Annotated in this window: 15 protein-coding genes; 4 read left to right on the forward strand and 11 right to left on the reverse strand. The window is 73.0% G+C overall.

Going from position 1 to position 26,354, the window contains the following annotated elements; all coding sequences use genetic code 11:
- Window positions 1-205: 205 nt before the first annotated feature.
- The 3 genes from ACSMXW_RS14040 to ACSMXW_RS14050 all read right to left on the reverse strand — a co-directional run bounded on the left by ACSMXW_RS14040 (window position 206) and on the right by ACSMXW_RS14050 (window position 7,475).
- The gene (locus ACSMXW_RS14040) at window positions 206-5,209 is read right to left on the reverse strand and encodes an NAD-glutamate dehydrogenase (RefSeq protein ID WP_485806595.1); all 5,004 of its coding nucleotides are present in this window, start codon (window positions 5,207-5,209) and stop codon (window positions 206-208) included.
- 716 nt (window positions 5,210-5,925) lie between these two features.
- Window positions 5,926-6,600, reverse strand: a complete 675-nt coding sequence (locus tag ACSMXW_RS14045; RefSeq protein WP_485806596.1) for an HAD family hydrolase — start codon at window positions 6,598-6,600, stop codon at window positions 5,926-5,928.
- A 356-nt stretch (window positions 6,601-6,956) separates the two neighbouring features.
- The gene (locus ACSMXW_RS14050) at window positions 6,957-7,475 is read right to left on the reverse strand and encodes a DUF6912 family protein (RefSeq protein ID WP_485808021.1); all 519 of its coding nucleotides are present in this window, start codon (window positions 7,473-7,475) and stop codon (window positions 6,957-6,959) included.
- A gap of 435 nt (window positions 7,476-7,910) precedes the next feature.
- Here ACSMXW_RS14050 and ACSMXW_RS14055 point away from each other — a divergent pair, with 435 nt between their 5' ends.
- Complete coding sequence (locus ACSMXW_RS14055; protein ID WP_485808022.1) at window positions 7,911-8,531, forward strand: Rv3235 family protein; 621 nt, start codon at window positions 7,911-7,913, stop codon at window positions 8,529-8,531.
- A gap of 440 nt (window positions 8,532-8,971) precedes the next feature.
- Here the strand turns inward: ACSMXW_RS14055 and secA are convergent, their stop codons facing one another.
- On the reverse strand, window positions 8,972-11,794 hold the full coding sequence (gene secA / locus ACSMXW_RS14060; protein ID WP_485806598.1) for a preprotein translocase subunit SecA: 2,823 nt from the start codon (window positions 11,792-11,794) through the stop codon (window positions 8,972-8,974).
- 195 nt (window positions 11,795-11,989) lie between these two features.
- On the opposite strand from secA, the gene ACSMXW_RS14065 reads away from it, so the two are divergent.
- Window positions 11,990-12,586: a GNAT family N-acetyltransferase gene (locus ACSMXW_RS14065; RefSeq protein WP_485806600.1), complete on the forward strand. Its 597-nt coding sequence runs from the start codon at window positions 11,990-11,992 to the stop codon at window positions 12,584-12,586.
- A 497-nt stretch (window positions 12,587-13,083) separates the two neighbouring features.
- Window positions 13,084-14,340: a winged helix-turn-helix domain-containing protein gene (locus tag ACSMXW_RS14070; RefSeq protein ID WP_485806601.1), complete on the forward strand. Its 1,257-nt coding sequence runs from the start codon at window positions 13,084-13,086 to the stop codon at window positions 14,338-14,340.
- A gap of 264 nt (window positions 14,341-14,604) precedes the next feature.
- Here ACSMXW_RS14070 and ACSMXW_RS14075 read toward each other — a convergent pair whose 3' ends face one another.
- From ACSMXW_RS14075 to mtnA, 7 genes are all read right to left on the reverse strand, one after another.
- Window positions 14,605-15,381, reverse strand: coding sequence for a response regulator (locus tag ACSMXW_RS14075; protein ID WP_485806602.1), 777 nt, complete (start codon window positions 15,379-15,381; stop codon window positions 14,605-14,607).
- A gap of 222 nt (window positions 15,382-15,603) precedes the next feature.
- The gene (hpf, locus tag ACSMXW_RS14080; RefSeq protein ID WP_485806604.1) at window positions 15,604-16,290 is read right to left on the reverse strand and encodes a ribosome hibernation-promoting factor, HPF/YfiA family; all 687 of its coding nucleotides are present in this window, start codon (window positions 16,288-16,290) and stop codon (window positions 15,604-15,606) included.
- Window positions 16,291-16,617: 327 nt separating this feature from the next.
- Window positions 16,618-17,403 (reverse strand): ComF family protein, encoded by a 786-nt coding sequence (locus ACSMXW_RS14085; protein ID WP_485806606.1) that lies wholly within the window; start codon window positions 17,401-17,403, stop codon window positions 16,618-16,620.
- A 226-nt stretch (window positions 17,404-17,629) separates the two neighbouring features.
- Window positions 17,630-19,399, reverse strand: coding sequence for an LpqB family beta-propeller domain-containing protein (locus ACSMXW_RS14090; protein WP_485808023.1), 1,770 nt, complete (start codon window positions 19,397-19,399; stop codon window positions 17,630-17,632).
- Window positions 19,400-19,517: 118 nt separating this feature from the next.
- Window positions 19,518-21,905: an MtrAB system histidine kinase MtrB gene (gene mtrB / locus ACSMXW_RS14095; protein WP_485806607.1), complete on the reverse strand. Its 2,388-nt coding sequence runs from the start codon at window positions 21,903-21,905 to the stop codon at window positions 19,518-19,520.
- Window position 21,906: 1 nt separating this feature from the next.
- Window positions 21,907-22,584: a two-component system response regulator MtrA gene (mtrA, locus tag ACSMXW_RS14100; protein WP_189930715.1), complete on the reverse strand. Its 678-nt coding sequence runs from the start codon at window positions 22,582-22,584 to the stop codon at window positions 21,907-21,909.
- 483 nt (window positions 22,585-23,067) lie between these two features.
- Window positions 23,068-24,231 carry an S-methyl-5-thioribose-1-phosphate isomerase gene (mtnA, locus tag ACSMXW_RS14105; protein ID WP_485806609.1) on the reverse strand — a complete coding sequence of 388 codons (1,164 nt, stop codon included), beginning with the start codon at window positions 24,229-24,231 and terminating at the stop codon, window positions 23,068-23,070.
- A 158-nt stretch (window positions 24,232-24,389) separates the two neighbouring features.
- Between mtnA and ACSMXW_RS14110 the strand changes: the two genes are divergently transcribed.
- Window positions 24,390-26,171 carry a DUF7847 domain-containing protein gene (locus ACSMXW_RS14110; RefSeq protein ID WP_485806610.1) on the forward strand — a complete coding sequence of 594 codons (1,782 nt, stop codon included), beginning with the start codon at window positions 24,390-24,392 and terminating at the stop codon, window positions 26,169-26,171.
- Window positions 26,172-26,354: the final 183 nt, after the last annotated feature.

Raw genomic sequence — 26,354 nt, forward strand, 5'->3', positions numbered from 1 at the left:
TTCGGGCCCGGTCGGCCCCGGTCTCCGCCAGGGGCGCGGGGAGCTTACGCGCCCCTGGCCCCCACGAGCCGGTGGCCGGCCGGAAGACCCCCAGGGGCTCGGCCCCGTGGCCCGGCGCAGGCGCGTCGGGGGCGGGGCGCACTCCCAGAGGGAAGCGCGCCCCCGACGGAACCGGGGGCCGGCGCGCCGAAGCGGCGCCGCGCCCTCAGCTGTGCGTCCGCAGCAACGTCCGCATCGTCCGCATGGCCACCGACAGATTCGCCAGGTCGAAGGAGTCCGACCCCTGGATCTCCTCCAGGGTCGCCCGCGCCCGCCCCAGGATCGCGGAGTTCTTCTGCTCCCACGCCTTGAAGCGCTGCTCGGGCGTGGCGAGCCCGTCCCCGACAGCGAGCCCGTCCCCGACCGCGAGCACGTCCGCGGTGAGCGCCGCGTGCGCCGCGTACAGGTCCTCTCGGATGGAGGCGCGCGCCATGGACTGCCAGCGGTCGGTGCGGGGCAGCTCGATCACCCGGTCCATCAGGCGGGCGATGTTCAGCCGGTCCGCGAGGTCGTAGTAGACCTCGGCGACCTCCAGCGGGTCCTTCCCCATCCGGTCCGCGACGGCGACGATGTCCAGCGTCGGGAACGCCGACGAGAACCCGGCCACCCGTTCGGCCAGCTCGTCGGGGACCCCCGCGCCGGCCATCTCGTCGCGCAGCGACTGGAACCACTCGGCGTCGCCGCCGCGCAGCAGCTTCGGCAGCTCGGCACGGACCCGGGCGACGCCCTCGCTGAAGAACTCGACCGTCTCGGTGAGCTGCAGCGGCTGCGGGCGGTTGTTGAGCAGCCAGCGGGTGCCGCGCTCGACGAGGCGCCGCGAGTGCAGCCGGATCCGGGTCTGCACGGCGGCGGAGACCACGTTGTCGAGGTCCTCCACGGCGTCCCAGACGGCGGCGAGGCCGAAGATCTCGCGGGCCGTGAGCTGCGCCCGGACGATCTCCTCCAGCGAGGCCCCGGTCTCCTCGCGCAGCCGGTGCAGGAAGGTGGTGCCGCCGGTGTTCACGGTGTCGTTGACCAGCAGGGTCGTGATGATCTCGCGGCGCAGCGCATGGGCGTCGATCTGCTCCGCGTACCGCTCGCGCACCGCCTGCGGGAAGTAGGCGAGCAGGAGCTGCCTCAGGTGCGGGTCGTCGGGGAGGCTGGTGCCGATGATCTCCTCGGCCGCGGTGATCTTCGTGTAGGCGAGCAGCACGGCCATCTCGGGCTGGGTCAGGCCGCGGCCGGCGTTCAGCCGCTCCTTGATCTGGCGGTCGTTGGGCAGGAACTCCAGCGCGCGGTCCAGGTGGCCTTCCCGCACCAGGCGGCGCATGAAGCGCTGGTGGGCGTGGAGCAGCGAGGGCGCCTGGGCGATGGAGTTGGCCAGTGCGATGTTCTGCGCGTAGTTGTTGCGCAGCACCAGCGAGGCGACCTCGTCGGTCATCTCGGCGAGCAGTTTGTTGCGCTGCTTGACGGTCAGGTCGCCGTCGCTGACGACCGAGTTGAGCAGAATCTTGATGTTCACTTCGTGGTCGGACGTGTCCACGCCGGCGCTGTTGTCGATCGCGTCGGTGTTGACCCGGCCGCCGCGCTGGGCGAACTCGATCCGGCCGAGCTGGGTGAGGCCGAGGTTGCCGCCCTCGCCGACGACGCGGACGCGCAGGTCGGCGCCGTCCACCCGGATCGCGTCGTTCGCCTTGTCGCCGACGTCCGCGTGGGACTCCGTGCTCGCCTTGACGTAGGTGCCGATGCCGCCGTTCCAGAGCAGGTCGACCGGGGCCTTGAGGATGGCGCGCATCAGGTCGGCCGGGGTCATCTTGGCGACGTTGCCCTCGATGCCCAGGGCCTCGCGGATGTGGCCGTTCAGCTGGATGGCCTTGGCGGTGCGCGGGAAGATCCCGCCGCCGGGGGACAGCAGCGCCTTGTCGTAGTCGGCCCAGGAGCTGCGGGGCAGCTCGAAGAGACGGCGCCGCTCCGCGTAGGAGGTGGCCGCGTCCGGCGTGGGGTCGATGAAGATGTGCCGGTGGTCGAAGGCGGCGATCAGCCGGATGTGCTCGCTGAGCAGCATCCCGTTGCCGAAGACGTCACCCGACATGTCGCCGACGCCGACGACGGTGAAGTCCTCGGTCTGGGTGTCGTGGCCCAGCTCCCGGAAGTGCCGCTTCACGGACTCCCAGGCGCCACGGGCGGTGATGCCCATGCCCTTGTGGTCGTAGCCCGCGGAGCCGCCGGAGGCGAAGGCGTCGCCCAGCCAGAAGTTGTAGTCCTGAGCGACCTCGTTGGCGATGTCGGAGAAGGTGGCGGTGCCCTTGTCCGCGGCGACCACCAGGTAGGTGTCGTCCTCGTCGTGGCGGACCACGTCCGCGGGGGGCACCACGTCGCCCGCGACCAGGTTGTCGGTGATGTCCAGGAGCGCGGAGATGAAGGTGCGGTAGCAGGCGATGCCCTCGGCGAGCCAGGCCTCGCGGTCCACCGACGGGTCGGGCAGCTGCTTGGCGACGAAGCCGCCCTTGGCGCCGACCGGCACGATCACGGTGTTCTTCACCATCTGCGCCTTGACCAGGCCGAGGATCTCGGTGCGGAAGTCCTCACGCCGGTCGGACCAGCGCAGCCCGCCGCGCGCGACCTTGCCGAACCTGAGGTGCACGCCCTCGACCCGCGGGGAGTACACCCAGATCTCGTACGCCGGGCGGGGCGCCGGCAGGTCCGGGATGGCCTGCGGGTCGAACTTCATGGAGACGTACCCGTGCGGCCGCCCAGGACCGGCCTCCTGGAAGAAGTTGGTGCGCAGGGTCGCCTTGATGACGGTGAGGAAGGACCGCAGGATCCGGTCCTCGTCCAGGCTGGCCACCTGGTCCAGGGCGCCCTGCACCTCCTCCAGCAGGCCGTCGATGAGCTCGGTCCCGGCGCGCTGCCGCTCCGGCGCCATCCGCGCCTCGAAGAGGGAGACCAGCAGCCGGGTGGTGTGCACATTGGTGCGGAGGGTGTCCTCCATGTAGTCCTGGCTGAACGTGGAGCCCGCCTGGCGCAGGTACTTGGCGTAGGCGCGCAGCACCATCGCCTCCCGCCAGGTCAGGCCGGCGCCGAGCACCAGGGCGTTGAAGCCGTCGTTCTCCGCCTGGCCGGTCCAGACGGCCGCGAAGGCCTCCTGGAACCGCTCGCGGGCGTCATCGCCGAGGTAGTCGCCGACGGTGCCGGTGGGCTTGGGCATCCGCAGGCCGAAGTCGTAGATCCACGCGGCCTCACGGTCGGCGCACCGCAGCTCGTAGGGGCGCTCGTCGGTGACCTCCACGCCCAGGCGGCTGAGCACGGGCAGCACGGAGGAGAGCGAGACCTGGCCGCCGGTGCGGTAGATCTTGAAGCGCCGCTCGTCGGGGGCGGCGCCCACCGGCTCGTAGAGGGAGAGCGCGAAGTCCTGCCCGGGACCCTTGCGGCCCTTCTCACGCGCGCCTCGTGCGCCGTTCAGCTTCTCCAGGTGGACGAGGTCGGCGACGGCGGCGCGCGGGGTGTGGTCGGCCTTGTAGCCCTCCGGGAACGCGCCCTGGTAGCGGCGGAGCAGCTCGGCGGCGCGCTCCTCGCCGCACTCGGCGTTCAGCGCCTCGCTGAACCCGTCGTCCCAGCTCCGCGCGGCCTCCACGAGCCGGGCCTCGATACGGTCCCGGTCGGCGTCGCTGAGCAGCGGCAGCTCGGTGCCCGGTGCGACGCGCACGACGAAGTGCAGCCGGGAGAGGATCGATTCGGTGTTCCAGGCGGTGAAGTCGACGCTGGTGCCGCGCAGCTCCTCCTTGAGGATGTCCACGATGCGCAGCCGGACGCCGGTGGTGTACCGGTCGCGGGGCAGGTAGACGAGCGCCGAATAGTAGCGGCCGTACTCGTCCTTGCGGAGGTAGAGCCGCAGCCTGCGGCGCTCCTGGAGGTAGAGCACGCTGGTGACGATGGACTGCAACTCGTCGGCCGGGGTCTGGAAGAGCTCGTCCCGGGGATATGTCTCGAGGATCTGCAGCAGGTCGCGGCCGTCGTGGCTGCTGGGCGAGAACCCCGCGCCGCGCAGCACCTCCTGGACCTTGCGCCGGATCACCGGCACCCGGCGGACGGACTCGGTGTACGCCGCGGAGGAGAAGAGCCCGAGGAAGCGCCGCTCGCCGGCGACATTGCCGTCCGAGTCGAACTTCTTGACGCCCACGTAGTCCAGGTACGAGCGGCGGTGCACGGTGGCGCGGCTGTTGGCCTTGGTCAGGATGAGCAGCCGGTGCTCGCGGGCCTTGGCGCGGGCGTCGGCGGGCAGCCGGCTGAAGGACGGGCTGACGGGGTGGTCCTCGTCGGCGTCGTGCTTCGGGTCGGAGCGCAGGATGCCGAGGCCGGTGCCGGGGACGGCGGCGAGGGCGTCGTCGCCGCGCAGGTCGTACTCGCGGTAGCCCAGGAACGTGAAGTGGTCGGAGGAGAGCCAGCGGAGCAGCTCGCGGGCCTCCTCGATCTCCTCCTCGGGCAGGTCGGCCGGGGTGGGCTCGGTGGCGAGACCGTCGGCGATGCTGAGCGCCGCGTCACGCATCTTCTCCCAGTCCTCGACGGCCTCGCGGGCGTCGGACAGGACACGCAGCAGGTCGGAGGTGATCTGCTTGAGATCGGCGCGGTCCGTCTCGCGATCGATCTCCACATGGATCCAGCTCTCCGTGAGCGCGTCATGCGGCAGATCGGGCTTGCCCGACGGCTGCGGCGCCTCGGCGGGCAGGACGTCCAGGAGCTTGCCGGTGATGTCGCGGCGCACCACCACCTGGGGGTGGATCACGAGGTGGATGCCACGCCCCTGACGGGACAGCTCATTGGTGACAGAATCCACCAAAAAGGGCATATCATCCGTAACTACCTCGACCACCGAGTGGCTGCATGTCCAGCCGTTCTCCTCGACGGTGGGCGTGTGGACCCGGACATTCGCCGTGCCCTGGGGGCGATTTTCAGCCAATCGGTAGTGCGAGAAGGCGGCGCCGAAGACGTCGACCGGGTCGCGGTAGGTGAGGTCCTCGGCCGCCGTGTGCAGGTAGTAGCGCTGGAGGAACGCGAGCACGGCGTCCTGGTCCGGAGCGCCCGGCCCGTCCGTCGTCCCGGTTGGAAGGTGCCCCCCCGCCGGGCTGTTCTCAGCTACCCGAGCGGCCCGTGCGAGCAACTCGGCCTTGGCTTCGTCCAGCTTGGTCTGCATTGTCCTCTGGCTCCTGTCGCGCCCCGTTGCGTGACGTAAAGTGATGAAATATAACGCCGCGACGCGGGATATCCGCTCCACTTCGACGTTATGCGGCGATGAGAGGTGAACGGGGCTTTTCTGGCGTTTTCCGCGGCCGGACCCCGTCCGAGACGACCAGCGAGGGCCCGGCGACGGTGCGTTTCCGTGCTCTCCGGGCGCAGGGCAGGGGCGACGCCCCCGCGACATATCGCGCTGATCACAGCACCAACGTACCCTCTCTCCGCCAGAAGAGGTCCATCGGCCATCGGTACACAAACCCGGCCCGGAACTTGGCACTATGCGCAAGTGCGGTGCGTTCGGCCGCTGTGCACGTGCCCGGGCCGCCCGGGCCGGCTTCGCCGCGGCGGAAGCGGAACGGTTCCCGGTTGCTCCATCCGGGGCCCGGGGTGGCCGAAACGTAGCGGTGCGCCCCTCTCGGGGCTCCGCCCCGGTCCACGCAGGGGCGCGGGGCTGTGTCCTAAGGCGTCCTAAGGCCCCCACGCTCCTGAGGCAGGGGGACGGCCGGTGGATGGTTGCGCGCGTAGTTCCCCCGCGCCCCTGGGTGCGCTCGGGCGCAGGCCGGCTCCTGAAGGCGCCTCCCGAGGCAGGCGGTCCCTCACGCCGAAAGAGTGGTTACCAGGCCCGCGCTCGGGGCCCGGGCTCGGGCGCCACCGCCACCGCCAGCGCCAGCGAGGCTACGAGACGAGGCGGGCCGCCGTCTCGACCGCCTCGGCGAGGGTGTCGACGATGGGCGCCCCCGTGGCCTCCGCCTCCAGGCTGGCCCTGCTGTGCGACCCGCCGGTGTACAGCACCGCATGCGCCCCCACATGCCGAGCGGCGACCGCGTCGTCGAGCGCGTCGCCGATCACCACCGCACGGGCCGGGTCCACACCCGCGCCCTCCAGCGCCGCGAGGTGCCGCGCCATCTGCTCGGCCTTCGTGCCGCCGGAGGGCCCGGTGCGCCCGTCGACGCGTACGAAGTGCGCCTCGATGCCGAACCCGCGCACCAGCGGAACCAGTTCCTCGTGCGTGTACAGGCTCAGGATCGACTGGCTGTGCCCCGCCGACTGCCACCGGGCGAGCAGGGCCTGCGCCCCCTCCGCAAGCCCGCAGCGCAGCCGGTGCCGCTCGTAGTGCCGGTGGAAGGCGGCGTCCATGATCTGCCACTCGGCGTCACTGGGCAGCCGCCCTATCAGCCGCTCGTAGAACCTCGGCACGGGCACGCAGTACAGCTCGCGGTACGTCTCCCGCGTGATCGGCGGTAGCCCGATCTCCTCGAACGCGGCGTTCGTGGCTCCTATCACCGCGTCGATGTCGTGGAACAGGGTGCCGTTCCAATCCCAGACGATGTGCGCTGCATCCGATCCCATGCACCGCAAGCTACCCGCCCCCACTGACAGTCCCGTCCGGACCCGGTGCGGGCCGGCCCGGGACCCGGTGCGGGCCGGCCCGGGACCCGGTGTGGGTCCGGCCCCGGGGCCCGGTACCGGGGCACACTCGCGCCGCACCGGGGCTGGTGTGGCCCGTCGCGTCGGGCTGGGACGCCGCGCCCGCCGGGGCTGGTGTGCCCCGAGCGGGACTGGGTAGCTGGTGTGCCCCGCCCGGACCGGGTGGCTGGGGTTGCCCCGCCCGGACCGGGTGGCTGGGGCTGCCCCGCGCCGGGGCGGGGCGCGCCGGCCGTGGGTGCGGCGTTCCCCGGCCCGGGACCGTCGGCCCTTCGCGGACGTCAGTCCGCCTCCGCCGCGATCAGGTTGGGGATCTCCTGGGTCGCGTACCACAGCAGCTCGTGGTCCTCCGCACCGTCGACCGTGAACTGCGCGTCGTCGTCCCCCTGGTCCGCGGCCCCCAGCGCGTCGGCCGCCGCGGCCACATCGCTCTCGGCCTCGTCGCCGTCCACGTGCACCGCCGCGGCCCGGTCCATCCGCACCGGGGAGGCGATCCGCACCTCCCCCAGCGCGCCGGGGTCGAGCCCGCGGTCGGGATCCGGCACGGCCGTGCCGTCCGGCACGTCCGCGGCGACCACCACCCGCCGCCGGGGCGTGCCCGGGTGCGTGGCCAGCAGGCGCAGAGAGGCGAGCGCGGCCCGGTTCAGCGCCGCGTACTCCAGTTCCTCGATGTCGTCGGAGAGGTACCACTCCCGCAGCGCGGGCGTCACGGCATAGGCGGTCAGCGGCCCGGGCCCCAGCTCGCCCGTCCTGTGCGCCGCTGCCAGGCCGGGGAGGGTCAGAGGGACGTAGACACGCATGCTGGCCGCTTTCGTCGTCATCGGTCATCGGTCACTGCTCGCCGGGCGCCGGGCGCCGGACGCCGCCGCCGGACGCCGGGCACCGGGCGCGCCGCGGACCACCGCGGACCGGGAGCGCCGGGCGCCGGCATCCGCCCGCACGCTGCTCGCCGGGGCCTGCCGGAGCGGCCCACAGGATACGTGGGCGGCCCACCGCCCGGAGGGCCGCACCCGGAAGCCACCCGCCGTCCGCACACGGCGCACCACCCCGCCCGGTCCCGGCGCCCTCCGTGCGCCCTTCGCTCCTGAAGCCCCCGGATAGGTGAATCTCTCCGGCCTGGCAGACCGGCCCCGCTCCGGTTGCGGCACCCGCCCCGGCCCTCGTACAAGATCCCCAAGAAAAGCTACTGCCCGGTAGACCCGGCGTGTCGGAGCGGGGGAACGCCCATGGACCTGATGATCAAGGTGATGTCCAGACTGTCGGCCCACCGCCGCGCCAGAACCACCACCCGGCCCGCCGGCGCCGTCACCGGCCCGGGCCGCCGCGGCAGCAACCGGCCGCCGGGCCGCCACGACACCCGCCGCCCGGGCGGCACACCGGTTCGCACCACCACCCGCACCGTGCGCCCACCCGCACCCCCGGGGCCTGTCCCGGCACCCCCGGGCCCTCCCACGGCACCCCCGGGTCCTCCCCCGGCACCCCCGGGTCCTGTCGCGGCGTACCCGGGCCCCGCGCGGCCCACGGATGTCTTCGCCGACCGCCTGCTCGCCGTCCTGAGCGGCCGGCGGCCCGTGCACTGGATGCTGCGGCACACCGCGGGCCAGGCCTACGACGACCTGGCCTGGCTGGCCGAGAACTCGCCCCTGCGCACCGCCGGGGCCCGCCCCGTCGTCCACGACATCGGCTATTTCGTGCCGCGAGAGGGTGCCGTGGAGGCCTTCGCCCGGATCGGCGTGGGCGACCGCCTGAGCGCCATGGCGTTCCGCCTGGAACTCGGCCGCGACCAGCGTTGGCGCTGCACCGCCGTCGAACTGGGCGGCCCGGGCCTACGACGGCCACCCGACCACTCGCGGTGAGGGGCCACTCGAACGAGTGAAACCAGGCCGCAAGATCCCTTGCAGCCTGAACGACTACGGAGGGTGCGTCCCCCTCGACGCGAGGCCGCCCCTTGACATGCCGGGACGCAGCCCGGCCGCAAAGGGGCGCGGGGAACTGCGGGACGAGCCACGACAAGGCCGCGACCTGCCCGGCCACGGCGGGGCGTCGTCGGGTCGTCACCGTCCCGGAGGGGCGGTCTCTGTCGTCGGCGGACCACCGGCCGGGGTGGGTTGCGCGCGCAGTTCCCCGCGCCCCTGCGTAGGCCGGGGCGCGACCGTACAACGGCCGAAGGGAGCCCCGCCGAAGGTCGCCCAGCCAAGGAGAGCCCCGCCGAAGGGAGCCCGGCCCGGCAATGGCCAAGCAAAAGGCCGGGCACCCCCGCAGGGGTACCCGGCCGAGCGGCCCGCAGGGGCCACGCTCACTTCTTGCGGCGCCGCCCACCCTTCTGCTGCTTACGCCGCTCCGCACGCGTCAGACCGTCCGCCTCGGACCGCACCGGCTGGTCGCCGTTCTCGAAGTCGCCTTCGACGACGCCGCCCTCGCCGTCCACCGTCGGCGCGGAGAAGTGCAGGCGGTCGGGGCGCTGGGGGGCGTCGAGGCCCTTCGCGCGGATCTCGGGGCGGGCACCCGCGCCGGCCGGAACCGTGTCCTGCGCGTCCTTCTCCAGGTCCACCGCCCCGGCCTCCTCGACCGGCACCTCCTCGAACTGCTGCTCGACCTGGACCTCCAGGTTGAACAGGTAGCCGACGGACTCCTCCTTGATGCCGTCCATCATGGCGGTGAACATGTCGAAGCCCTCGCGCTGGTACTCGACCAGCGGGTCCTTCTGGGCCATCGCGCGCAGGCCGATGCCCTCCTGGAGGTAGTCCATCTCGTAGAGGTGTTCACGCCACTTGCGGTCCAGGACCGAGAGCACCACGCGCCGCTCCAGCTCACGCATGATGTCCGTGCCGAGCTGCTCCTCGCGCGCCTTGTACTGCTCGTGGATGTCGTCCTTGATGGCCTCGGAGATGAACTCGGCGGTGAGGCCGGCGCGGTCGCCCGCCTCGTCCTCCAGCTCCTCGACGGTGATCTTCACCGGGTAGAGCTGCCTGAAGGCGCCCCACAGCCGGTCCAGGTCCCACTCCTCCGCGAAGCCCTCCGCGGTCTCCGCCTGGATGTAGGCGTCGATGGTGTCGTCCATGAAGTGCTGGATCTGGTCCTTGAGGTCCTCGCCTTCCAGGACGCGGCGCCGCTCGCCGTAGATGACCTCGCGCTGGCGGTTGAGGACCTCGTCGTACTTGAGGACGTTCTTCCGGGTCTCGAAGTTCTGCTGCTCGACCTGGGACTGGGCGGAGGCGATGGCGCGGGTGACCATCTTGTTCTCGATGGGGACGTCGTCGGGGACGTTCGCCATGGACATCACGCGCTCGACCATCTGGGCCTTGAACAGCCGCATCAGGTCGTCGCCCAGGGAGAGGTAGAAGCGGGACTCGCCGGGGTCGCCCTGGCGGCCGGAGCGGCCGCGGAGCTGGTTGTCGATCCGGCGCGACTCGTGGCGCTCGGTGCCGAGCACATAGAGCCCGCCGAGCTCCTTGACCTCCTCGAACTCCGCCTTGACGGCGCGCTCGGCGCGCTCCAGGGCGGCGGGCAGCGCGGCGGCCCACTCCTCGACGTGCTCCACCGGGTCGAGGCCCTGCTGGCGCAGCTCCGCCTCGGCGAGGTCGTCGGGGTTGCCGCCGAGCTTGATGTCCGTACCGCGGCCGGCCATGTTGGTGGCGACGGTGACGGCGCCCTTGCGGCCGGCCTGGGCGACGATCACGGCCTCGCGCTCGTGCTGCTTGGCGTTGAGCACCTCGTGCTGGATGCCGCGCTTGGAGAGCTGCTGGGAGAGGTACTCGGACTTCTCCACGGAGGTGGTGCCGACCAGGATCGGCTGGCCCTTCTCGTGCTTCTCCGCGATGTCGTCGACGACGGCGTCGAACTTGGCGACCTCGGTGCGGTAGATCAGGTCCGGGCGGTCCAGGCGGACCATGGGCCTGTTCGTCGGGATCGGGACGACGCCCAGCTTGTAGATCTGGTGGAACTCGGCGGCCTCCGTCATGGCCGTACCGGTCATGCCGGAGAGCTTGTCGTAGAGGCGGAAGAAGTTCTGCAGGGTGATCGTGGCGAGGGTCTGGTTCTCGTCCTTGATCTCCACGCCTTCCTTGGCCTCGATGGCCTGGTGCATGCCCTCGTTGTAGCGGCGGCCGGCGAGGATGCGGCCCGTGTGCTCGTCGACGATCATGACCTCGCCGTCGATGACGACGTAGTCCTTGTCTCGCTTGAAGAGCTCCTTGGCCTTGATGGCATTGTTCAGATAGCCGACCAGCGGGGTGTTCACCGACTCGTAGAGATTGTCGATGCCCAGCCAGTCCTCGACCTTGGTGACGCCGGAGTCATGGATGCCTACCGTGCGCTTCTTCTCGTCGACCTCGTAGTCGCCGGTCTCCTCGACGCCCTTCATGGGGTTGCCGGCCTCACCGCGCTTGAGGCGCAGCACCAGCTTGGCGAAGTCGCCGTACCACTTCGTGGCCTGGTCGGCGGGGCCGGAGATGATCAGCGGGGTACGGGCCTCGTCCACCAGGATCGAGTCGACCTCGTCGACGATCGCGTAATTGTGCCCGCGCTGGACCAGCTCCTCCTTGGACCACGCCATGTTGTCGCGGAGGTAGTCGAAGCCGAATTCGTTGTTCGTCCCGTAGGTGATGTCGCAGGCGTACTGCTCGCGGCGCTGGGCCGGGGTCATGTTGGCCAGGATGCAGCCGACGCTCAGGCCGAGGAACTTGTGGACGCGGCCCATCATCTCGGAGTCGCGCGCGGCCAGGTAGTCATTGACCGTGACCAGGTGGACACCCTTGCCGGTGAGCGCATTGAGGTACGCCGGCATCGTGCTGACCAGGGTCTTGCCCTCACCGGTCTTCATCTCGGCGACATAGCCCCAGTGCAGCGCGGCACCGCCCATGACCTGGACGTCGTAGTGCCGCTGACCCAGGACGCGGCGGGCGGCCTCACGGACGGTGGCGAACGCCTCCGGCATCAGGTCGTCAAGGCTTTCGCCGTCGGCGTGGCGCTGCTTCAATTCGTCCGTGAGGGCGCGCAGCTCGGCGTCGGAGAGGCTTTCGAAGTCCTCTTCGATGGAGTTGACCTGGTCCGCGATGCGGTGCAGCTTGCGCAGGATCTTGCCTTCGCCTGCACGCATGATCTTCTGGAGGACGGACACGGGGCTGGGTCTCCTTGCCGGTCGGGCTGACGCGGTCGGGTCGAGCAACGGCCATCGTATGCGAGGACCCCGCCGCGCCGGGAGGTCTGCCGCAACTGCGGCCACAAGCACAACGCACCGAGGCGCCGGAAAGTGCCGTGCCGCAGCAGCGATAAATCATGGCACCCGCCACTGTGACACGCGCAGAATCGCCCAATGGAACCCGAGACTCTGACCACCGCCCGGCTTCTCCTGCGCGCTCCCGGCCCCGAGGACGCCGAGGAGGTGCTCGCGGCCTGCCAGGACCCCGCGATCCAGCGCTGGACCACGGTCCCCTCGCCGTACCTGCCCGAGCACGCGGAGAACTTCCTCGCCCAGCAGGTCCCGGACGGCTGGCGGAACGGCACGACGTTCACGTTCGCCGCGTTCCTGCGCGACGACGCGGCGCCCGGCGGCCACACCGCCCTGGCGGCGATGGTCGGCGTCATCATGCACAGGATGGGCACCGGGGAGATCGGCTTCTGGGCGGCGCCCCGACACCGCGGCCGCGGCTACGTCACCGAGGCGGCACTCGCCGTGACCCGCTGGGCGTTCACCTGCGCCGGCGTCGAGCGCCTGGAGTGGCGGGCCGAGGTCGGCAACGCCGCGTCACGGGCGGTGGCCGAGAAGGTGGGCTTCGCCATGGAGGGCGTGCTGCGCTCCGCGATCGTCCACCAGGGCACCCGCCGCGACAGCTGGGTGGGCGCTCTGCTCCCCTCGGACCTGGGGCTGCCGACGGACAGCGCCTACATTCCGGCACCGGACCGCGGGTGACGCGCGCGTGCCGGACGGCGGTGCCGGACGCCGGGCCTGGAAACCCGGGCACGCCCCGCTCCCTCCCGGCGACGGCACCGCTGACGGTGCGGGACCCCGAGTCCGGCCCGGACTCGGAGTGGTCCCGCCGGGTCCGCAGGGACCCGTAGCCCCGCCCGGCGGGGCGGCGCGGCCGGCCTGCCCCGCCGGGTCCGCCCCGCCGGGTCCCGGCTCGCCCGGGTCCCTCTGGCGTGAGTGCCTGCCGGTGCGGCGTTCTCGTCCTCACGGGTGTGACGCGTGTGCCTGCCGGTGCGGTGTCGTCACCGGCGTGACGCGTGTGCCTGCCGCTGCGATGTCGTCACCGGCGTGACGCGTGTGCCTGCCGGTGTGACGCACCGTGCGTGAGGCGCCCGCCCTCCTGCGCAACGGCGGCATGCCCCGCGGCCTCCCGCGGGCGGTTGGCCGGGGCGGGCGGCCGCGCGGAACGGCTTGTCAGTGGCCCCGCTTATGGTTTCGGCATGACGAGTCTGCCGCCGCCCGTTGTCGACATCTCCGCCGAGGAGGCCCGCCGGATAGCGCTGCGCGCCCAGGGGCTGCTGGGGGCGCCGGACCGCAGGGCGGGGGTGCGGGGCGTGCTGCGGCACCTCGGCGCCGTGCAGCTCGACACGATCTCGGTGCTGGCCCGCAGCCATGAGCTGGTGCCGTACGCCCGCCTCGGCGCGGTGGGCCGGCGCACGGTGGAGGAGGCGTACTGGACCCCCGACCCCGCCCGCGCTCCGCACGCCTTCGAGTACTGGTCGCACGCCGCCTGTGTGCTGCCCATCGAGGAGTGGCCGCACTTCGCGTTCCGCCGCCGCGCCTACCGCGCCCGGCCGCACTGGAACCACCACCTGCCCGACGGCACCTACGACCAGGTGATCAAGCAGTTGCGCACGGAAGGCCCGCTGACGGCCACCGAGTTGGGCGGCGCGAAGAACGGCGGCCCGTGGTGGGACTGGTCGGCCGCCAAGGTAGCCGTCGAGCGCGCGCTGATGTACGGCGAGGTGGTGTGCACCCGGCGCCGCAGTTGGAAGCGCGTGTACGACCTCGCCGAGCGCGCGGTCCCCGAGGAACTGCGCCATGACGATCTGGACGATCACGAGTGCGTGCGCCGCCTGGTCCGCCAGGCGGGCCAGGCGCTCGGCGTGGGCACCCGCGCCGACATAGCCGACTACCACCGCCTCAAGGGAGAGCAGTTCGACGCGGTGGTCGCGGACTCCGGCCTCGTCCCCGTGCGCGTCGAGGGCTGGGCGAAGGCGAGCGGCCGGCCGGTCGGCGGGGCCGGTCGGGCCGGGCGCGGCGCGCGGGGTGCGGCGGACGCCTGGGCCGATCCCGCGGCCCTGGAGACGCCGCCGCGCGGCCGGCACCGCACCACGCTGCTCTCCCCCTTCGACTCGCTGGTCTGGGAGCGCCAGCGCACGGAGCGGATCTTCGGCTTCAGCCACCGCCTGGAGGCGTATGTACCGCGGCAGAAGCGGGTGTACGGCTACTTCGCGATGCCGGTGCTGGCGGGCGGGCGGCTGGTCGGCCGGGTGGACCCGGCGCGCTCGGGCAGCACGCTGGTGGCGAAGCAGGTGAGCATGGAGCTGACCGACCGCAAGGCGCTGCGCGGGGTGGCGGAGGCACTGGTGGAGGCCGCAGCCTGGGTGGGGTGCTCCGACGTCCGCCTGGAGCAGGTGGACTCCCCGGAACTGCGCGTGCCGCTGGGCGAGGAGCTGGCCCGGGCCCTGGAGTGACGGCGGCCGACCGCCGGTGCCGCGCCGTGGGACGGCGTACTTGGCTGGAAGTGAGCGTTCACCACAGGCCGGCGACGGGCTGAGTCAGGGCCTGAGCGGAACGACCGGTGCGGGGGAGTCCGGCACGCGGGAGGGCAGCGAGTGGAAGGCCATCGCGCGGAAGGCCGGAACCCGGGAGGGCGGCGAGTGGAAGGCCGGCACGCGGGAGGCCGGCGAGTGGAAGGCCGGCACGCGGAGGGCCGGCGCGCGGGAAACCGGCGCGCGCTACCTGATCTCCAGGATCTTCTCGCGCATCGCGTAGACCACGGCCTCCATCCGGGAGTGGAGCTGAAGCTTCTCCAGGATGTTGCGCACGTGGTTCTTCACGGTGTTCTCGCTGATGAAGAGCTCCTTGGCGATGTCACGGTTGTTCATTCCCGTGGCGACCAGCTTCAGGACCTGCAACTCGCGGTCGGTGAGCCGGGGCGCGGGCACCAGGGGCCGCTCGTCGGTGCGCTGGATCATGGACTTGAACTCGGTGAGCAGCTTGGAGGCCATGGAGGGACTGATCTGCGACTGGCCGTCGGCGACGGCCCGGATCGCGGTGGCCACCTCGTCGGTGGAGATCTCCTTCAGCAGGTAGCCGGTGGCACCGGCCTTGATCGCGTCGTAGAGGTCGGCCTCCTCGTCGCTGATCGTCAGCATGATGATCTTGGCGCTGGGGGCCACCTCCTTGATGGAGGTGCACGCCTCGATACCGCCGCGCTTCGGCATCCGCACATCCATCAGGATGATGTCGGGCAGCAGGTCGGCGGCCTTGTCCACGGCCTCCGCGCCGTCTCCCGCCTCCCCCACCACCTGGATGTCCTCCTCGGCGGCGAGCACGATCTCCAGGCCGCGGCGGAAGAGGGCATGGTCGTCCACCACGAGGACCCTGATGGGTTCCTTGCGCGACCCGCTCGTGTCCGGGCCCATGCCGTCGGTGCCCTCGTCGCTCTCGCCGGCCCCGGCGTTCGCGTCGTGGTACTGGGCGCCGTGCAGTGGTCCGAAGCTCTCCGCCATCGTTCCTCCCCCTGAAGGCCGTGGCCCGTCTGCTCGCTGCCGGATGGGTCTTGGGCCAAGCCGGGTCGACAGCACCCCGGGTCGGGTAGACGCCCATGATTTCATGCCCGGATGACAGTGCGGCGACGGCAAGCGACTGGATGTGGTCGCACAGAGGTGCCCCCGGGGCGCACGTAAGCGCTCCAGGGGCACCCATGGGACTCGGGCATCACGCCCGGCGCATCAGCCGCCCAGTGCGCCGCCCGCTCCGGGCGGGGCCTCGGCGATCATCGGATCGGTGGTGAGGTGGATGACGCCGTAGTCGTACGCGTGCCGGCGGTAGACGACGCTGGGCTCCTTCGTCTCGGAGTCGATGAACAGGTAGAAGTCGTGCCCGACCAGCTCCATCTCGTAGAGCGCCTGATTGAGCGTCATGGGGGCCGCGACATGGTGCTTCTCGCGCACCACGAGCGGGCCCTCGCCGGTGACCTCCAGGGAGCCGATCTTCTTCGTGGGCACGGGGGCGGTCGGCTCCTGCTCCGTCACGATGGAGCCGTCGCCGCCCAGCGTGGCCGCCTCGGGAACATGATCGGCGATCTCGGCCGCGGAGAGCCGGCCGCGGTGGCTGCGCCGCTTGTCGTGCTGCCTGCGCAGCCTGGCTTCCAGCTTGTCCGTGGCCAGGTCCAGCGCCGCGTACGGGTCGCTGGCGGCGGCCTCCGCGCGGATCACGGGGCCACGCGAACGGAGTGTGATCTCCACACGGTCGCAGCGGTTGGACTGCCTGGGGTTGGGCTCCTTGGACACCTCGACGTCGAGGCTGATCACCTTGCCATCGAGCTTCTGGATCTTCTCCAGCTTCAGCTTCTCGGCCACGTGCTTCCGGAACCGCTCGGGCACCTCGGTCTTGCGGCCCTTGACGACGATGTCCACGCAGAACTCCGTTCCCGGATCGCTCCGCACAGGCGGCGGAGCATCTCCCTTGTGCACCAGATCCCGGCCGTACCGGAACCTCGGACTCGGTGACGTCCACCTCCTCCTCCCCAGCGGGCGGGATCTCGACCCACCCCTTCCGGGTGATTGCGGAGGCCCGGAACGAGGATTCGACTGTGTCGGGTGCGGACTCCGCATTCCTCACAATCGAACGTATCTCGCCCGAGCGGATGTCGTCACCCTCTTGCGCCGGCTACCTCCCCTCGCATCCGCTGCCCCCTCTCCACCTGCGGTGATGCTCGGTCCCCACCTGCGGTGAGGTGTGTTTCAAGCAGTACCGGCCCGTTCCGCGGGGCCCTGTGGGAGCGGTTGGTCCTGACACCTTCCGCCGGTTTCGAGGGCTCCGAAGGAGTCGGGTGCGGCGGCCACCACCGCCGCACTGGTCCCCCTTTCCACTCCCGCCGCACTTAATGCACGCGCCGCCTCGGTCAGGGTGAACCCCGTCGTGATCAGGTCATCGACCAGAACGACCCGGCCTGCCCTGCCGGCGGCGCGCAACAACGCGCTCGCGCCGGGGGCGGGCCCCAACGCGCCGGAGACATTGGCGCCGCGCTGCCGGGGGCCGAGGCCCGACTGATCGGCGACCGGGCGGCGCTGGCGCAGCACCGCCAGCACCCGAGCGGGCGTCCCGGCGCGGCGCAGCTCGGCCGCAGCGGCCAGCGCCGTCCGGCGCACGGGGTCGTGGCCCCGCGCCCGCACCGCCCACCGCGCGGACGGCACCGGCACAAGCGCCACGGGCACCGGCCCCGCAGCGGCCGAGCCGGCGCAGGACGCGCGCACCGCACCCGCGAGGGCGGCGCCCAGCGGGCGGGCCAGGGCCAGGGCACCGCGCTCCTTGTGGGCCAGCAGCAGGGCGCGGACCGCGTCCGCGTACGGGGCGGCGGCGTGCACCGGCGGCAGGCCACGGGGCTCGGGCACGGGGCGCACCCGGCGCGGCTGCCGGCCGGACAGCGCGGCGGCACAGACCGCGCAGACCACCGCCCGCGGCCGCCCGCATCCGGCGCACTCGGACGGCACCACGAGGTCCATGAGGTCCTGCCACCACGCCCTCATACGCCCACTGTGCCAACGCCCGCGGCGCGCGGCCACCCCTGTGGAAAACTCCCTGTGGACAACTCTGCGCGGGGTGCAACCTCCCGCCTCCCTGTGCGCCGCCGCGCCTCCGCCAGCCGGCTTCAGTTCCGCGCGACGAGCCCCCCGGGCGGCGCCGGATCGGGCCCGGGGCGTGCAGTCCTCCGCGCCGGGTGGACGGGCAGGGCTACCGGGTAGAAGGGCAGGGCTACCCCGGGTAGACGGGTGACGTCCCGCCCGTGAGCACCGTCTGCCAGGGCGCCCCGGGCGGCATCCTGACGATCCCGTCGTCCGAGTGCGCGAGCAGCGGGAGCCGGTCGTCGTCGGCCGCCGCGATCTCCTGGACACCCGTCAGGCCGGGCAGGACGCCGCTGGCCGGGGCCGAGCCGTCGCACTGCACGTACCGCACCTGCGGCACCCCGCCGGACTCGCGGCCGACCACCACGAGGCGGCTGTCGCCGGCCCAGGACATGGCCGTGACCTCCTCCATCTGCGGCGCCCCGGGGCGCAGGTCGGTGACGCTCACGTGCGGGTTGTCGCCGTCGCCGAACCGCTCGATCCGCCCGATCCGCAGGTGCTCCTTGCCGTCCTGCTCGACGAGGAGCGCGATCCGTACGCCGTCGGCGGCGACCCGTACGGCGTCGATGTGCGCCGGGTCGAGGCCGTCGGTGGTGACGTCCACGACGTCGCCCGTGCCGTGCTCCAGCATCAGCAGCCTCGGCTTGTGCGGGTCGCGGTCGGCCACCCACAGGTCACCGTGCCCGTCCCAGCTCGGCGCCGTCAGGCGGTCGCTCTCGGACGCGGCCTCGCTGTGCAGCACCGGGGCACCGTAGGAGGCGCCGGAGAGCATGTCGGCCACGTACAGGTCACGCCCGTTCAGCGAGACCCCGGCGGCGTGGAGTTCGTCCCGGGAGACGGCGATCCTGCTCATCGCCTTGCTGCCGGCGCCGAACGGGCCCGGCACCCGCTGCGCCTGTTCGTGGGCACCCGTGCTGGCGCCGGGCAGCCTGACCAGCCGGTGCTCGGCGTCGAGGAAGTACTGGTAGCCGACGCGGTCCGCGGTGTGCAGCGGAGAGAGGGCCTCCGCCTCGTCCTCGTTCACCTCGCACAGCGATGACCCGTCGGGGCGCTGGAGCTCCACGTCGATGACGCCCGTGGAGATCAGGTCCTGGAGGGTGAAGACGATCTGCGCCCCCATCTGCTGGCACTGCGACCGTCCCACCCGATCGGCCCTGGCGTTCAGCGGCACCTTCAGCCGGTTCTGGTCGTCGGGCGTCAGCGCGCCGACGCCCGGCTTCAGGCGCGTCCCGGGGGGAAAGCTCGTCCGGACCACCGGGCTCAGCCACCGTGTCGGGCCGTCCAGCAGGGCCTGCACGGTCTGGGTCACCGGGTCCACGCGCTGGCGCACGTAGACCGGGTCCGCGACGAGCCGCCCGGGACCGCCGCTGCCGTCGTCGGCGCCGGACGCGGGTCCCGACGCGTAGTAGTACTTGTTGACGGGCCGGTAGATGCGCTGGAAGTCGGACGCGCCGAGTACGATCCCGCTGGGCGGCAGGTCGATGCGCCACTCGCGGTGCCCGCCGTCCTTCCGGCGGGTCAGGTGGACGGCCTCGCTGTACGGGGCGTCCGCGGGCTGGTAGGCGTGCTGCCGGTCGACGGAGGCGACCTTGTGGCCCTTCAGCGCGTACTGGCGGCCGCCGTCGCTGTCGTACCCGCTGCGGTCCGTGACGCGTACCGGATTGGGGCCCTCGGCGAGCACGGTGGTGGACCCCTCCGGGTGCCAGGCCTTGGCGGCGGCCGGAGTCAGATACTTGCGTGCCATCTCGAACTTGGGGTCGTCGCTGGTCAGCGCCTCGAGGAAGCCCTGCACGATCTCATCCGGGCCGGCGTTCTCACGTGGCGGCATGGCGAAGACCCGCACCTGCGAGTCGGGCCGCTGCGAGGCCTCGACGCCGCGCAGGTCCCCGCTGTCCGGCATGGAGGCGCAGCCCGCGAGCAGCACCACTGCGCCGCCCAGCAGCAGCCCGCCGCGCCGTATGCGCCCCCACCGAGGCCCGCGCCGTATCCGCTCCCATCCCGGGTCCCGGGTCCGCCCCTCAGCCACGCGCGGCCCTTTCTTCCGTGCGCCGGGTGGCGGCGGCGTCCGCGGGCGCACCGGTGGCCTTCACGGACGGTGTGCCGTCCGGGCCGGGGGCCCCGGTCGCATCGTGCGCACTGGTCGCATCGTGCGCACTGGGGGACCCGGTCGCATCGTGTGCGTGGTGCGGGCGGTCCGTCTCCCCGGTGCCGTGCGCGCCGCCCGTCCGTCGTGCTCCCGAGGGGCTGTCCGCGCCCCGTCCGGTTTCCGGAACGTTCGCCTTCTGCGCACGTTCCGCTTCGGCACGCTCCGCTTCCGCGGCGGTCGGCTCCTCGGGGGAGCGCGACCCGCTGCCGACGGGCGAGCCCGTCTTCGCGCGGGGGCCCTTGCCGCCGCGGGGTACGACGCGGGCGCCGCTGCCCGGCAGGGCCGTCGGGCCGGCCGTGGGCGCGCCGGTGCCGGGCGCTGCGGAGGTGCCCGGAACGGCGGGCTGCGCCGGTACGGCGGGCCGTCCGGACGGCCCGGTCCGGACGGCGGGACCGCCGGAGCCGGCCGTGCGGCCGGGCGGAAGTGCGGCACGCGCGTGCGGCAGCCGTGCCTCACGCAGGGCGCGGTTGCGCCGGGAGTCCTCGGGCTCCAGCGGGATCGGTGAGCCCCTGAGCGGCTCGTCGGCGGTGCGGGGCAGCGTCAGCCGGAACTGCGAGCCGCCGCCGGGCTCCCCCCACGCCTGCAGCCAGCCGCCGTGCAGCCGGGCGTCCTCCAAGGCGATGGAGAGCCCGAGTCCGGTCCCGCCGGTGGTACGCGCGCGTGCCGGGTCGGCCCGCCAGAAACGGCTGAAAACACGCGTCGCCTCACCCGGTTTGAGACCGACGCCGTAGTCCCGCACCGCGACGGCGACCGCGCCGCCGGCCGCCGCGAGACGCACCACGACGTCCCGGCCCTCGCCGTGCTCCACCGCGTTGACGACGAGATTGCGCAGCACCCGCTCCACACGCCGGGCGTCGGCCTCCGCGACCACGGGCTGGTGGTCGCCGACGACCCGGATCCGGGTGCCCTTGCGCTCGGCCAGCGGCTCCGCGCCGCCGACCACACGCCGTACCACCTCCCGCAGGTCGACCGGCTCGGCCTCCAGGGCGGCGGCCCCGGCGTCGAAGCGGCTGATCTCCAGCAGGTCCGCGAGCAGTGACTCGAACCGGTCGAGCTGGTCGGCGAGCAGTTCGGCCGAGCGCGCCGTGACCGGGTCGAAGTCCTCCCGGGCCTCGTGGATGACGTCGGCCGCCATGCGCACCGTCGTCAGCGGGGTGCGCAGCTCATGGGAGACGTCCGAGACGAAGCGGCGCTGCATCCGGGAGAGCTCCTCCAACTGCTGGATCTTCAGCTGGAGGTTCTGCGCCATCTTGTTGAAGGCCTCGCCGAGGCGTGCGATGTCGTCCTCGCCGGTGACCTTCATCCGCTCCTGGAGGCGGCCCGCGGACAGCCGCTCCGCGATGCCCGCGGCCATCCGCACGGGCGTCACCACCTGCCGTACGACGAGCCAGGCGATGGCCCCGAGCAGCACCACCACGAAGAGACCGGCCGTCGCCAGCGTCCCCTTGACGAGGCTGAGCGACTTCTCCTCCTGAGCGAGCGGGAAGAAGTAGTACAGCTGGTAGGTGGTGCCGTTCAGGGCGTTGAGCTGCTTGCCGATGACCAGGCCCGGCTGGGACTCCTGGCCGTCGCTGTAGATGATCCGGGTGTAGCTCTGCGAGGCGCCCGCGGCGCGGGCGATCCTGCGGCGCAGGTCGGTGGGGACGCTCTGGATCGGGTCGACGCCGCCGGACGCGCGCGGCGCGCGGACGCTGCTGGCGTCGCCGTCGCCGTCGGGCGTCAGCGTCGCCACGTCGAAGGCGCTCTGGCCGCCGCTGGAGAGCTGGTCGACGAGTTCGGTCATCCAGACGGCGGCGTTCTGCTCGGGACGGCCGTCCGGGGTGGTGGCGGTGCCCTGGCCGGTGTCGGTGCCGGCGGAGTCGGCCTTGTCCTTGGCGGCGCGGAAACCGCCGTCCGCCTGGCTCTGCGACGCCTTCACCTTGGCGTCCAGCAGGCCGTTGCGCACCTGACCGATGACGACGAAGCCGAGCAGCAGGACGACACCCAGCGACATCACCAGGGTGGTGGCGACCACCCTGAGCTGGATGTTCCGCCGCCACAGCCGCGCCGCGGGCAGCAGGGGGCGGCGCACCCAGCGGGTGAACAGCCGCAGCACCGGGCTGCCCTGCACGCCCCCCTGAAGCAGCAGGCCGCCCTCCACCAGCCTGGCGAGCCGCACCAGCCGCGCGACCTGCGGGCTCGTGGCCCCGGGGCCGACCGGCCGCCCCGGGCGCACTCCCGGCGTGCCGGGGGCCGGAGCGGCGCCGTCGTCCCGGGGCATGTCAGCTCGGTCCGGCCTTGTAGCCGACGCCGCGGACGGTCACCACGATCTCGGGCCGCTCGGGGTCCTTCTCGACCTTGGAGCGGAGCCGCTGGACGTGCACGTTGACCAGCCGGGTGTCGGCGGCGTGCCGGTATCCCCAGACCTGTTCGAGCAGTACCTCACGGGTGAAGACCTGCCACGGCTTGCGGGCCAGCGCCACCAGGAGGTCGAACTCCAGCGGGGTGAGCGCGATCGCCTGCCCCTCCCGCTTCACGGAGTGCCCGGCGACGTCGATCACCAGGTCGCCGATGGCGAGCTGCTCCGGCGCGGGCTCCTCCGAGCGGCGCAGCCGGGCCCTGATCCGGGCCACCAGTTCCTTCGGCTTGAACGGCTTGACGATGTAGTCGTCCGCGCCCGACTCCAGGCCGACGACCACGTCCACCGTGTCGCTCTTCGCGGTGAGCATCACGATGGGCACACCGGACTCCGCCCTGATCAGACGGCACACCTCGATGCCGTCCCGGCCGGGCAGCATCAGATCCAGCAGCACCAGGTCGGGCTTGGCTTCCCGGAAAGCGGCGAGCGCCTTGTCGCCATCGGCGACGAACGACGGCTCAAACCCTTCACCACGCAGCACAATCCCGAGCATCTCGGCCAGTGCGGTGTCGTCGTCGACGACAAGGACTCGTCCCTTCATAACGACATCATCCCATTTTCATTTTCGAACCGTGCACATGCGTGACCCAGCTCACTGACCTGCGGCGACGCCTACCATTGTCCCTGGATGTCCTTGATGACCGTCTGTGTCCGGTGGTGTCGATGTCGGCGTTGATGCCAAGGGTGGTTACCGGCACCTCAAGGGACCTCCCCCGCTCTCGTGTCGTCCCCCTTGTCCCTTGCACGTCCCTGCCGGTTGCCGTCGGTCTCCGCCGGTTACCGCCGGCGTGCGGCCCTGGGCCGAGGTGGTCCGGGTCCGTCCGGTCCGAACGGCCCGTCCGTTCCGTCCGGGCCGCGGGTCCTGTGCCGTGTGCACGGCTGCCGTGCCGGGCCCGGACGGGCCCGGCAGCGCTGCGAGCATAGTGGCGGGCCAGCGGCGGCCGGGGCCGTTCGCCGGACCGGCTTCCTTCCCGGCCGCGCGTCGGGGCGGGCCCGGCCCTCGCGGGGCGCGGCACGGACGTGCTCAGCTCACCGCCGCCGGGCGCGCCTTGGCGGACAGCTCCGCCAGCGCCTGCGCCGTCACCGGCGAGGCGACGCCCTCCTCGGTGACGATGGCCGTCACCAGCTCCGGCGGCGTCACGTCGAACGCCGGGTTGTACGCCGGGGAGCCCGCCGGCGCCAACGGGATCACCGCGCCGGCGTCCACCCCCGTCAGCGCCCGCGGCACCGTGATCTCCGTCACCTCGTGTGCCGCGCGCTGCTCCACCACGATCGCGGCCCCGTCCGGTGTGTCCAGGTCGACGGTCGACACCGGCGCCACCACCACGAACGGCACATGGTGGTACTTCGCCAGTACCGCCAGCGGGTAGCTGCCCACCTTGTTGGCCACGGACCCGTCGGCCGCGATGCGGTCGGCCCCGATCAGTACCGCGTCCACCTCGCCCGCCGCGAACAGCGCGCCCGCCGCGTTGTCGGTGAACACCGTGTACGGCATGCCGTGCCGGGCGGCCTCGTATGCGGTGAGCCGGGCGCCCTGCAGCAGCGGCCGCGTCTCGTCCACCCACAGCCTGCGCAGCAGCCCGCCGCGGTGGGCGGCGAGCGCCACGGCGAACGCGGTGCCCTCACCGCCGGAGACCAGCGCCCCGGTGTTGCAGTGGGTGAGGATCCGGTGGCCGTCGCCCGGCGCCAGCTCGTCCAGCAGCGTCAGGCCGTGCAGGGCCATCCGCGCGCTGCTCCGCGCATCGTGCTCGTGCAGGGCGCGCGCGTCGGCGAGGCACGCCGCGGCCGCCTGCGCCCGGTCGCCCCCGGCGGCCAGCGCCGCACGGTACGCCGCCTGGGCGCGCCGTGCGCCACGGGCGAGGTTGACCGCGGTGGGGCGGGCACCGGCGAGCGCGTCGGCGGCCTCGTCGACGTCGGATCCGCGCGCGGCCGCGAGCGCCACCCCGTACGCGCCCGCGATGCCCAGCAGTGGGGCGCCGCGCACCGCCAGCGTCCGGATCGCCTGCACCAGCGCCGCGGCGTCCGCGCAGACCAGCTCGGTCTCCTCGGACGGCAACCTGGTCTGGTCCAGCAGGACCACCGCCGGGCCCTCGGGCGGCTCCGCCCAGCGGATCACCGCGAGCGCCGGTCTGTCGCCCGGGGCATCGCCCGGCTCTGTGTCCTGGGTGGGTCGCGCGTACTCAGCCATTGGCCCAGTCTGCCCGGTATCCGGCGGACAATCGAAGGCGGTCCGGCCTTATGCTGCCCGGTCTGCCGATGCCGCCCGGCGCCCCGGCGGACGCACCGTGACACGATGGCCCCCAACCTGCCGCCGCATCCGCGGACGGGCACCGTGAAGGAGCGACGATGAACGACACTCCGGGCTGGGCCTCGCCCGGATCCGCACCCTCCGACCGCCCTGACCCCTCCGCCGGCGCACCTGCCCCGGACGCACCGGACCCCCGCCGGAAACCCGCCGACGAGCCGCAGGCGCCCGCCGGCGGACAGCCATCGCAGCAGCAGCCCGCCGGCACCGCGGCGGGCGCCGGCGACGCAGGCGCACCGGCCGGCGCGGGCGGCGCTGCCAGTGCCGGCGACCCCGCCGGCGCCCACGGCGGACGTGAACCCGGCGGCACGGGCCCCACGGGCAGCCCGGCCGGCACCGGCAGCGCCGGCGAGTCCCGGGAGGCCGGGGAGGCCGGCGAGTCCCCGGAGCAGCCTGCGAGCGGCCAGGACACCGCGCAACCGACCCGGCACCAGCCGACCAGGCAGGACACTCCCCGGCCGACCGGCCAGGGGGTCCCGGAGCGGCCCCCGCACGACTCTCCACAGCCGACCGGCCGGCAGGCCCCTGAGCCACCCGGCCGGAGCGCCCCGCAGCCGCTGCCGGGATGGTCCGAACAGCAGCCGCCGCCCGGCCCGTGGTCGACGCCCGGCGGGCAGCAGGCGGGCCCGCCCCCGGCGCAGCCGCCCCCGCCGCCGCCCGGACCCGGCTGGGGCGCACCCGGCCCGGGGGCCGGTGGTCCCGGTGGGCCGGGCTGGGGCGGCCCGGGGCCCGGCGGCCCTGGCGGCCCCGGCTGGGGCGGCCCCGGTGGACCCGGCTGGGGCGGACAGCCCGGGGGCCCCGGCTGGGGCGGCTGGCAGGGCCGGCCTCCCGCGGCCAAGCCCGGCGTCATTCCGCTGCGTCCGCTCGGCGTCGGCGAGATCCTCGACGGCGCCGTGTCCACCATGCGCACCTACTGGCGGACCGTCCTCGGCATCTCCCTGAGCGTCGCCGTGGTGGTGCAGATCGCGCTGGTCCTGGTGCAGGGCCTGGTGCTGAACGACACGGCGGACACGGCGGCCCTCGACGACCGCACCGCCTCGATCGACGAGCTCGGTCACGCCATGCGCGGGGTCCTGATCAGTTCGGGTGTGGTGCTGCTCGTCAGCCTGCTCGGCGTGATCATCGCGACGGCGCTGCTCACGACCGTGACCAGCCGGGCCGTGCTGGGCAAGCCGGTGACCATCGCGGAGGCCTGGCGCGACGCGCGGCCGCAGGTGCCCAGACTGTTCGGGCTCACGTTCCTGCTGCCGCTCATCGTCATGGCGATCGTCGCCGCCGGAACGCTGCCCGGGGTGCTGATCGCGCTGACGGCCGGGGGCGGCGCGGGCGTCCCGCTCGCCGTGCTCGGCGGGCTCGCCGCCGCGGTCGTGGCGCTGTGGCTGGCGATCCGCTTCGCGCTCGCGTCGCCGGCGCTGATGCTGGAGAAGCAGGGCGTGCTGAAGTCCCTCAGCCGCTCCGCCAAGCTGGTCAGGGGCTCCTGGTGGCGCGTCCTCGGCATCCAGCTGCTGGCCACGATCATCTCGAACATCGTGTCGTCGATCATCCTGATCCCGTTCTCCCTCGTCGCCGGCGCGGTCGGCGGCGACGGCGTCTCGGGGATCCTGGGCAGCTCCGGCGGCGCCCACAGCTGGACGTTCCTGATCATCAGCGGCATCGGGTCGGTGGTCGGCTCCACGCTCACCTTCCCGATCACCGCGGGGGTCGCCGTCCTGCTCTACATCGACCAGCGCATCCGCCGCGAGGCGCTCGACCTGGAGCTCGGCCGCGCGGCCGGCCTCCACGGCTACGGTTCCGAGGCGCCCGGCGCGGTCCCCGGAGGCTGATGCCGTGGGCACCAGGGGGAGACCGCACACGGCCGGCCCACCGCGCCCGGGGGCGGCGCCTGACCCGCCACGGACTGGGGCGGGGGGCAGGCGCCGGCCGGATGGAGAGCAGCGGCCAGAAGGCAGGCGCCCGCCAGCGGGCAACCGCCCGCGGGTCGTGGCAGCGGCCGGGGACGCGGACCG

It is taken from the genome of Streptomyces sp. DSM 116793 (assembly GCF_057320905.1).

What these genes read in the sequence shown, in the direction of transcription:
- ACSMXW_RS14070 (WP_485806601.1), top strand. Translation starts at nt 13,084, where the DNA reads ATGACGAGTCTGCCGCCGCCCGTTGTCGACATCTCCGCCGAGGAGGCC.
- ACSMXW_RS14040 (WP_485806595.1), bottom strand. Translation starts at nt 5,209, where the DNA reads ATGCAGACCAAGCTGGACGAAGCCAAGGCCGAGTTGCTCGCACGGGCC.
- ACSMXW_RS14055 (WP_485808022.1), top strand. Translation starts at nt 7,911, where the DNA reads ATGATCAAGGTGATGTCCAGACTGTCGGCCCACCGCCGCGCCAGAACC.
- mtrB (WP_485806607.1), bottom strand. Translation starts at nt 21,905, where the DNA reads ATGCCCCGGGACGACGGCGCCGCTCCGGCCCCCGGCACGCCGGGAGTG.
- ACSMXW_RS14050 (WP_485808021.1), bottom strand. Translation starts at nt 7,475, where the DNA reads ATGCGTGTCTACGTCCCTCTGACCCTCCCCGGCCTGGCAGCGGCGCAC.
- mtnA (WP_485806609.1), bottom strand. Translation starts at nt 24,231, where the DNA reads ATGGCTGAGTACGCGCGACCCACCCAGGACACAGAGCCGGGCGATGCC.
- ACSMXW_RS14110 (WP_485806610.1), top strand. Translation starts at nt 24,390, where the DNA reads ATGAACGACACTCCGGGCTGGGCCTCGCCCGGATCCGCACCCTCCGAC.
- ACSMXW_RS14090 (WP_485808023.1), bottom strand. Translation starts at nt 19,399, where the DNA reads ATGCCGGACAGCGGGGACCTGCGCGGCGTCGAGGCCTCGCAGCGGCCC.
- ACSMXW_RS14085 (WP_485806606.1), bottom strand. Translation starts at nt 17,403, where the DNA reads ATGAGGGCGTGGTGGCAGGACCTCATGGACCTCGTGGTGCCGTCCGAG.
- ACSMXW_RS14075 (WP_485806602.1), bottom strand. Translation starts at nt 15,381, where the DNA reads ATGGCGGAGAGCTTCGGACCACTGCACGGCGCCCAGTACCACGACGCG.
- ACSMXW_RS14065 (WP_485806600.1), top strand. Translation starts at nt 11,990, where the DNA reads ATGGAACCCGAGACTCTGACCACCGCCCGGCTTCTCCTGCGCGCTCCC.
- mtrA (WP_189930715.1), bottom strand. Translation starts at nt 22,584, where the DNA reads ATGAAGGGACGAGTCCTTGTCGTCGACGACGACACCGCACTGGCCGAG.
- ACSMXW_RS14045 (WP_485806596.1), bottom strand. Translation starts at nt 6,600, where the DNA reads ATGGGATCGGATGCAGCGCACATCGTCTGGGATTGGAACGGCACCCTG.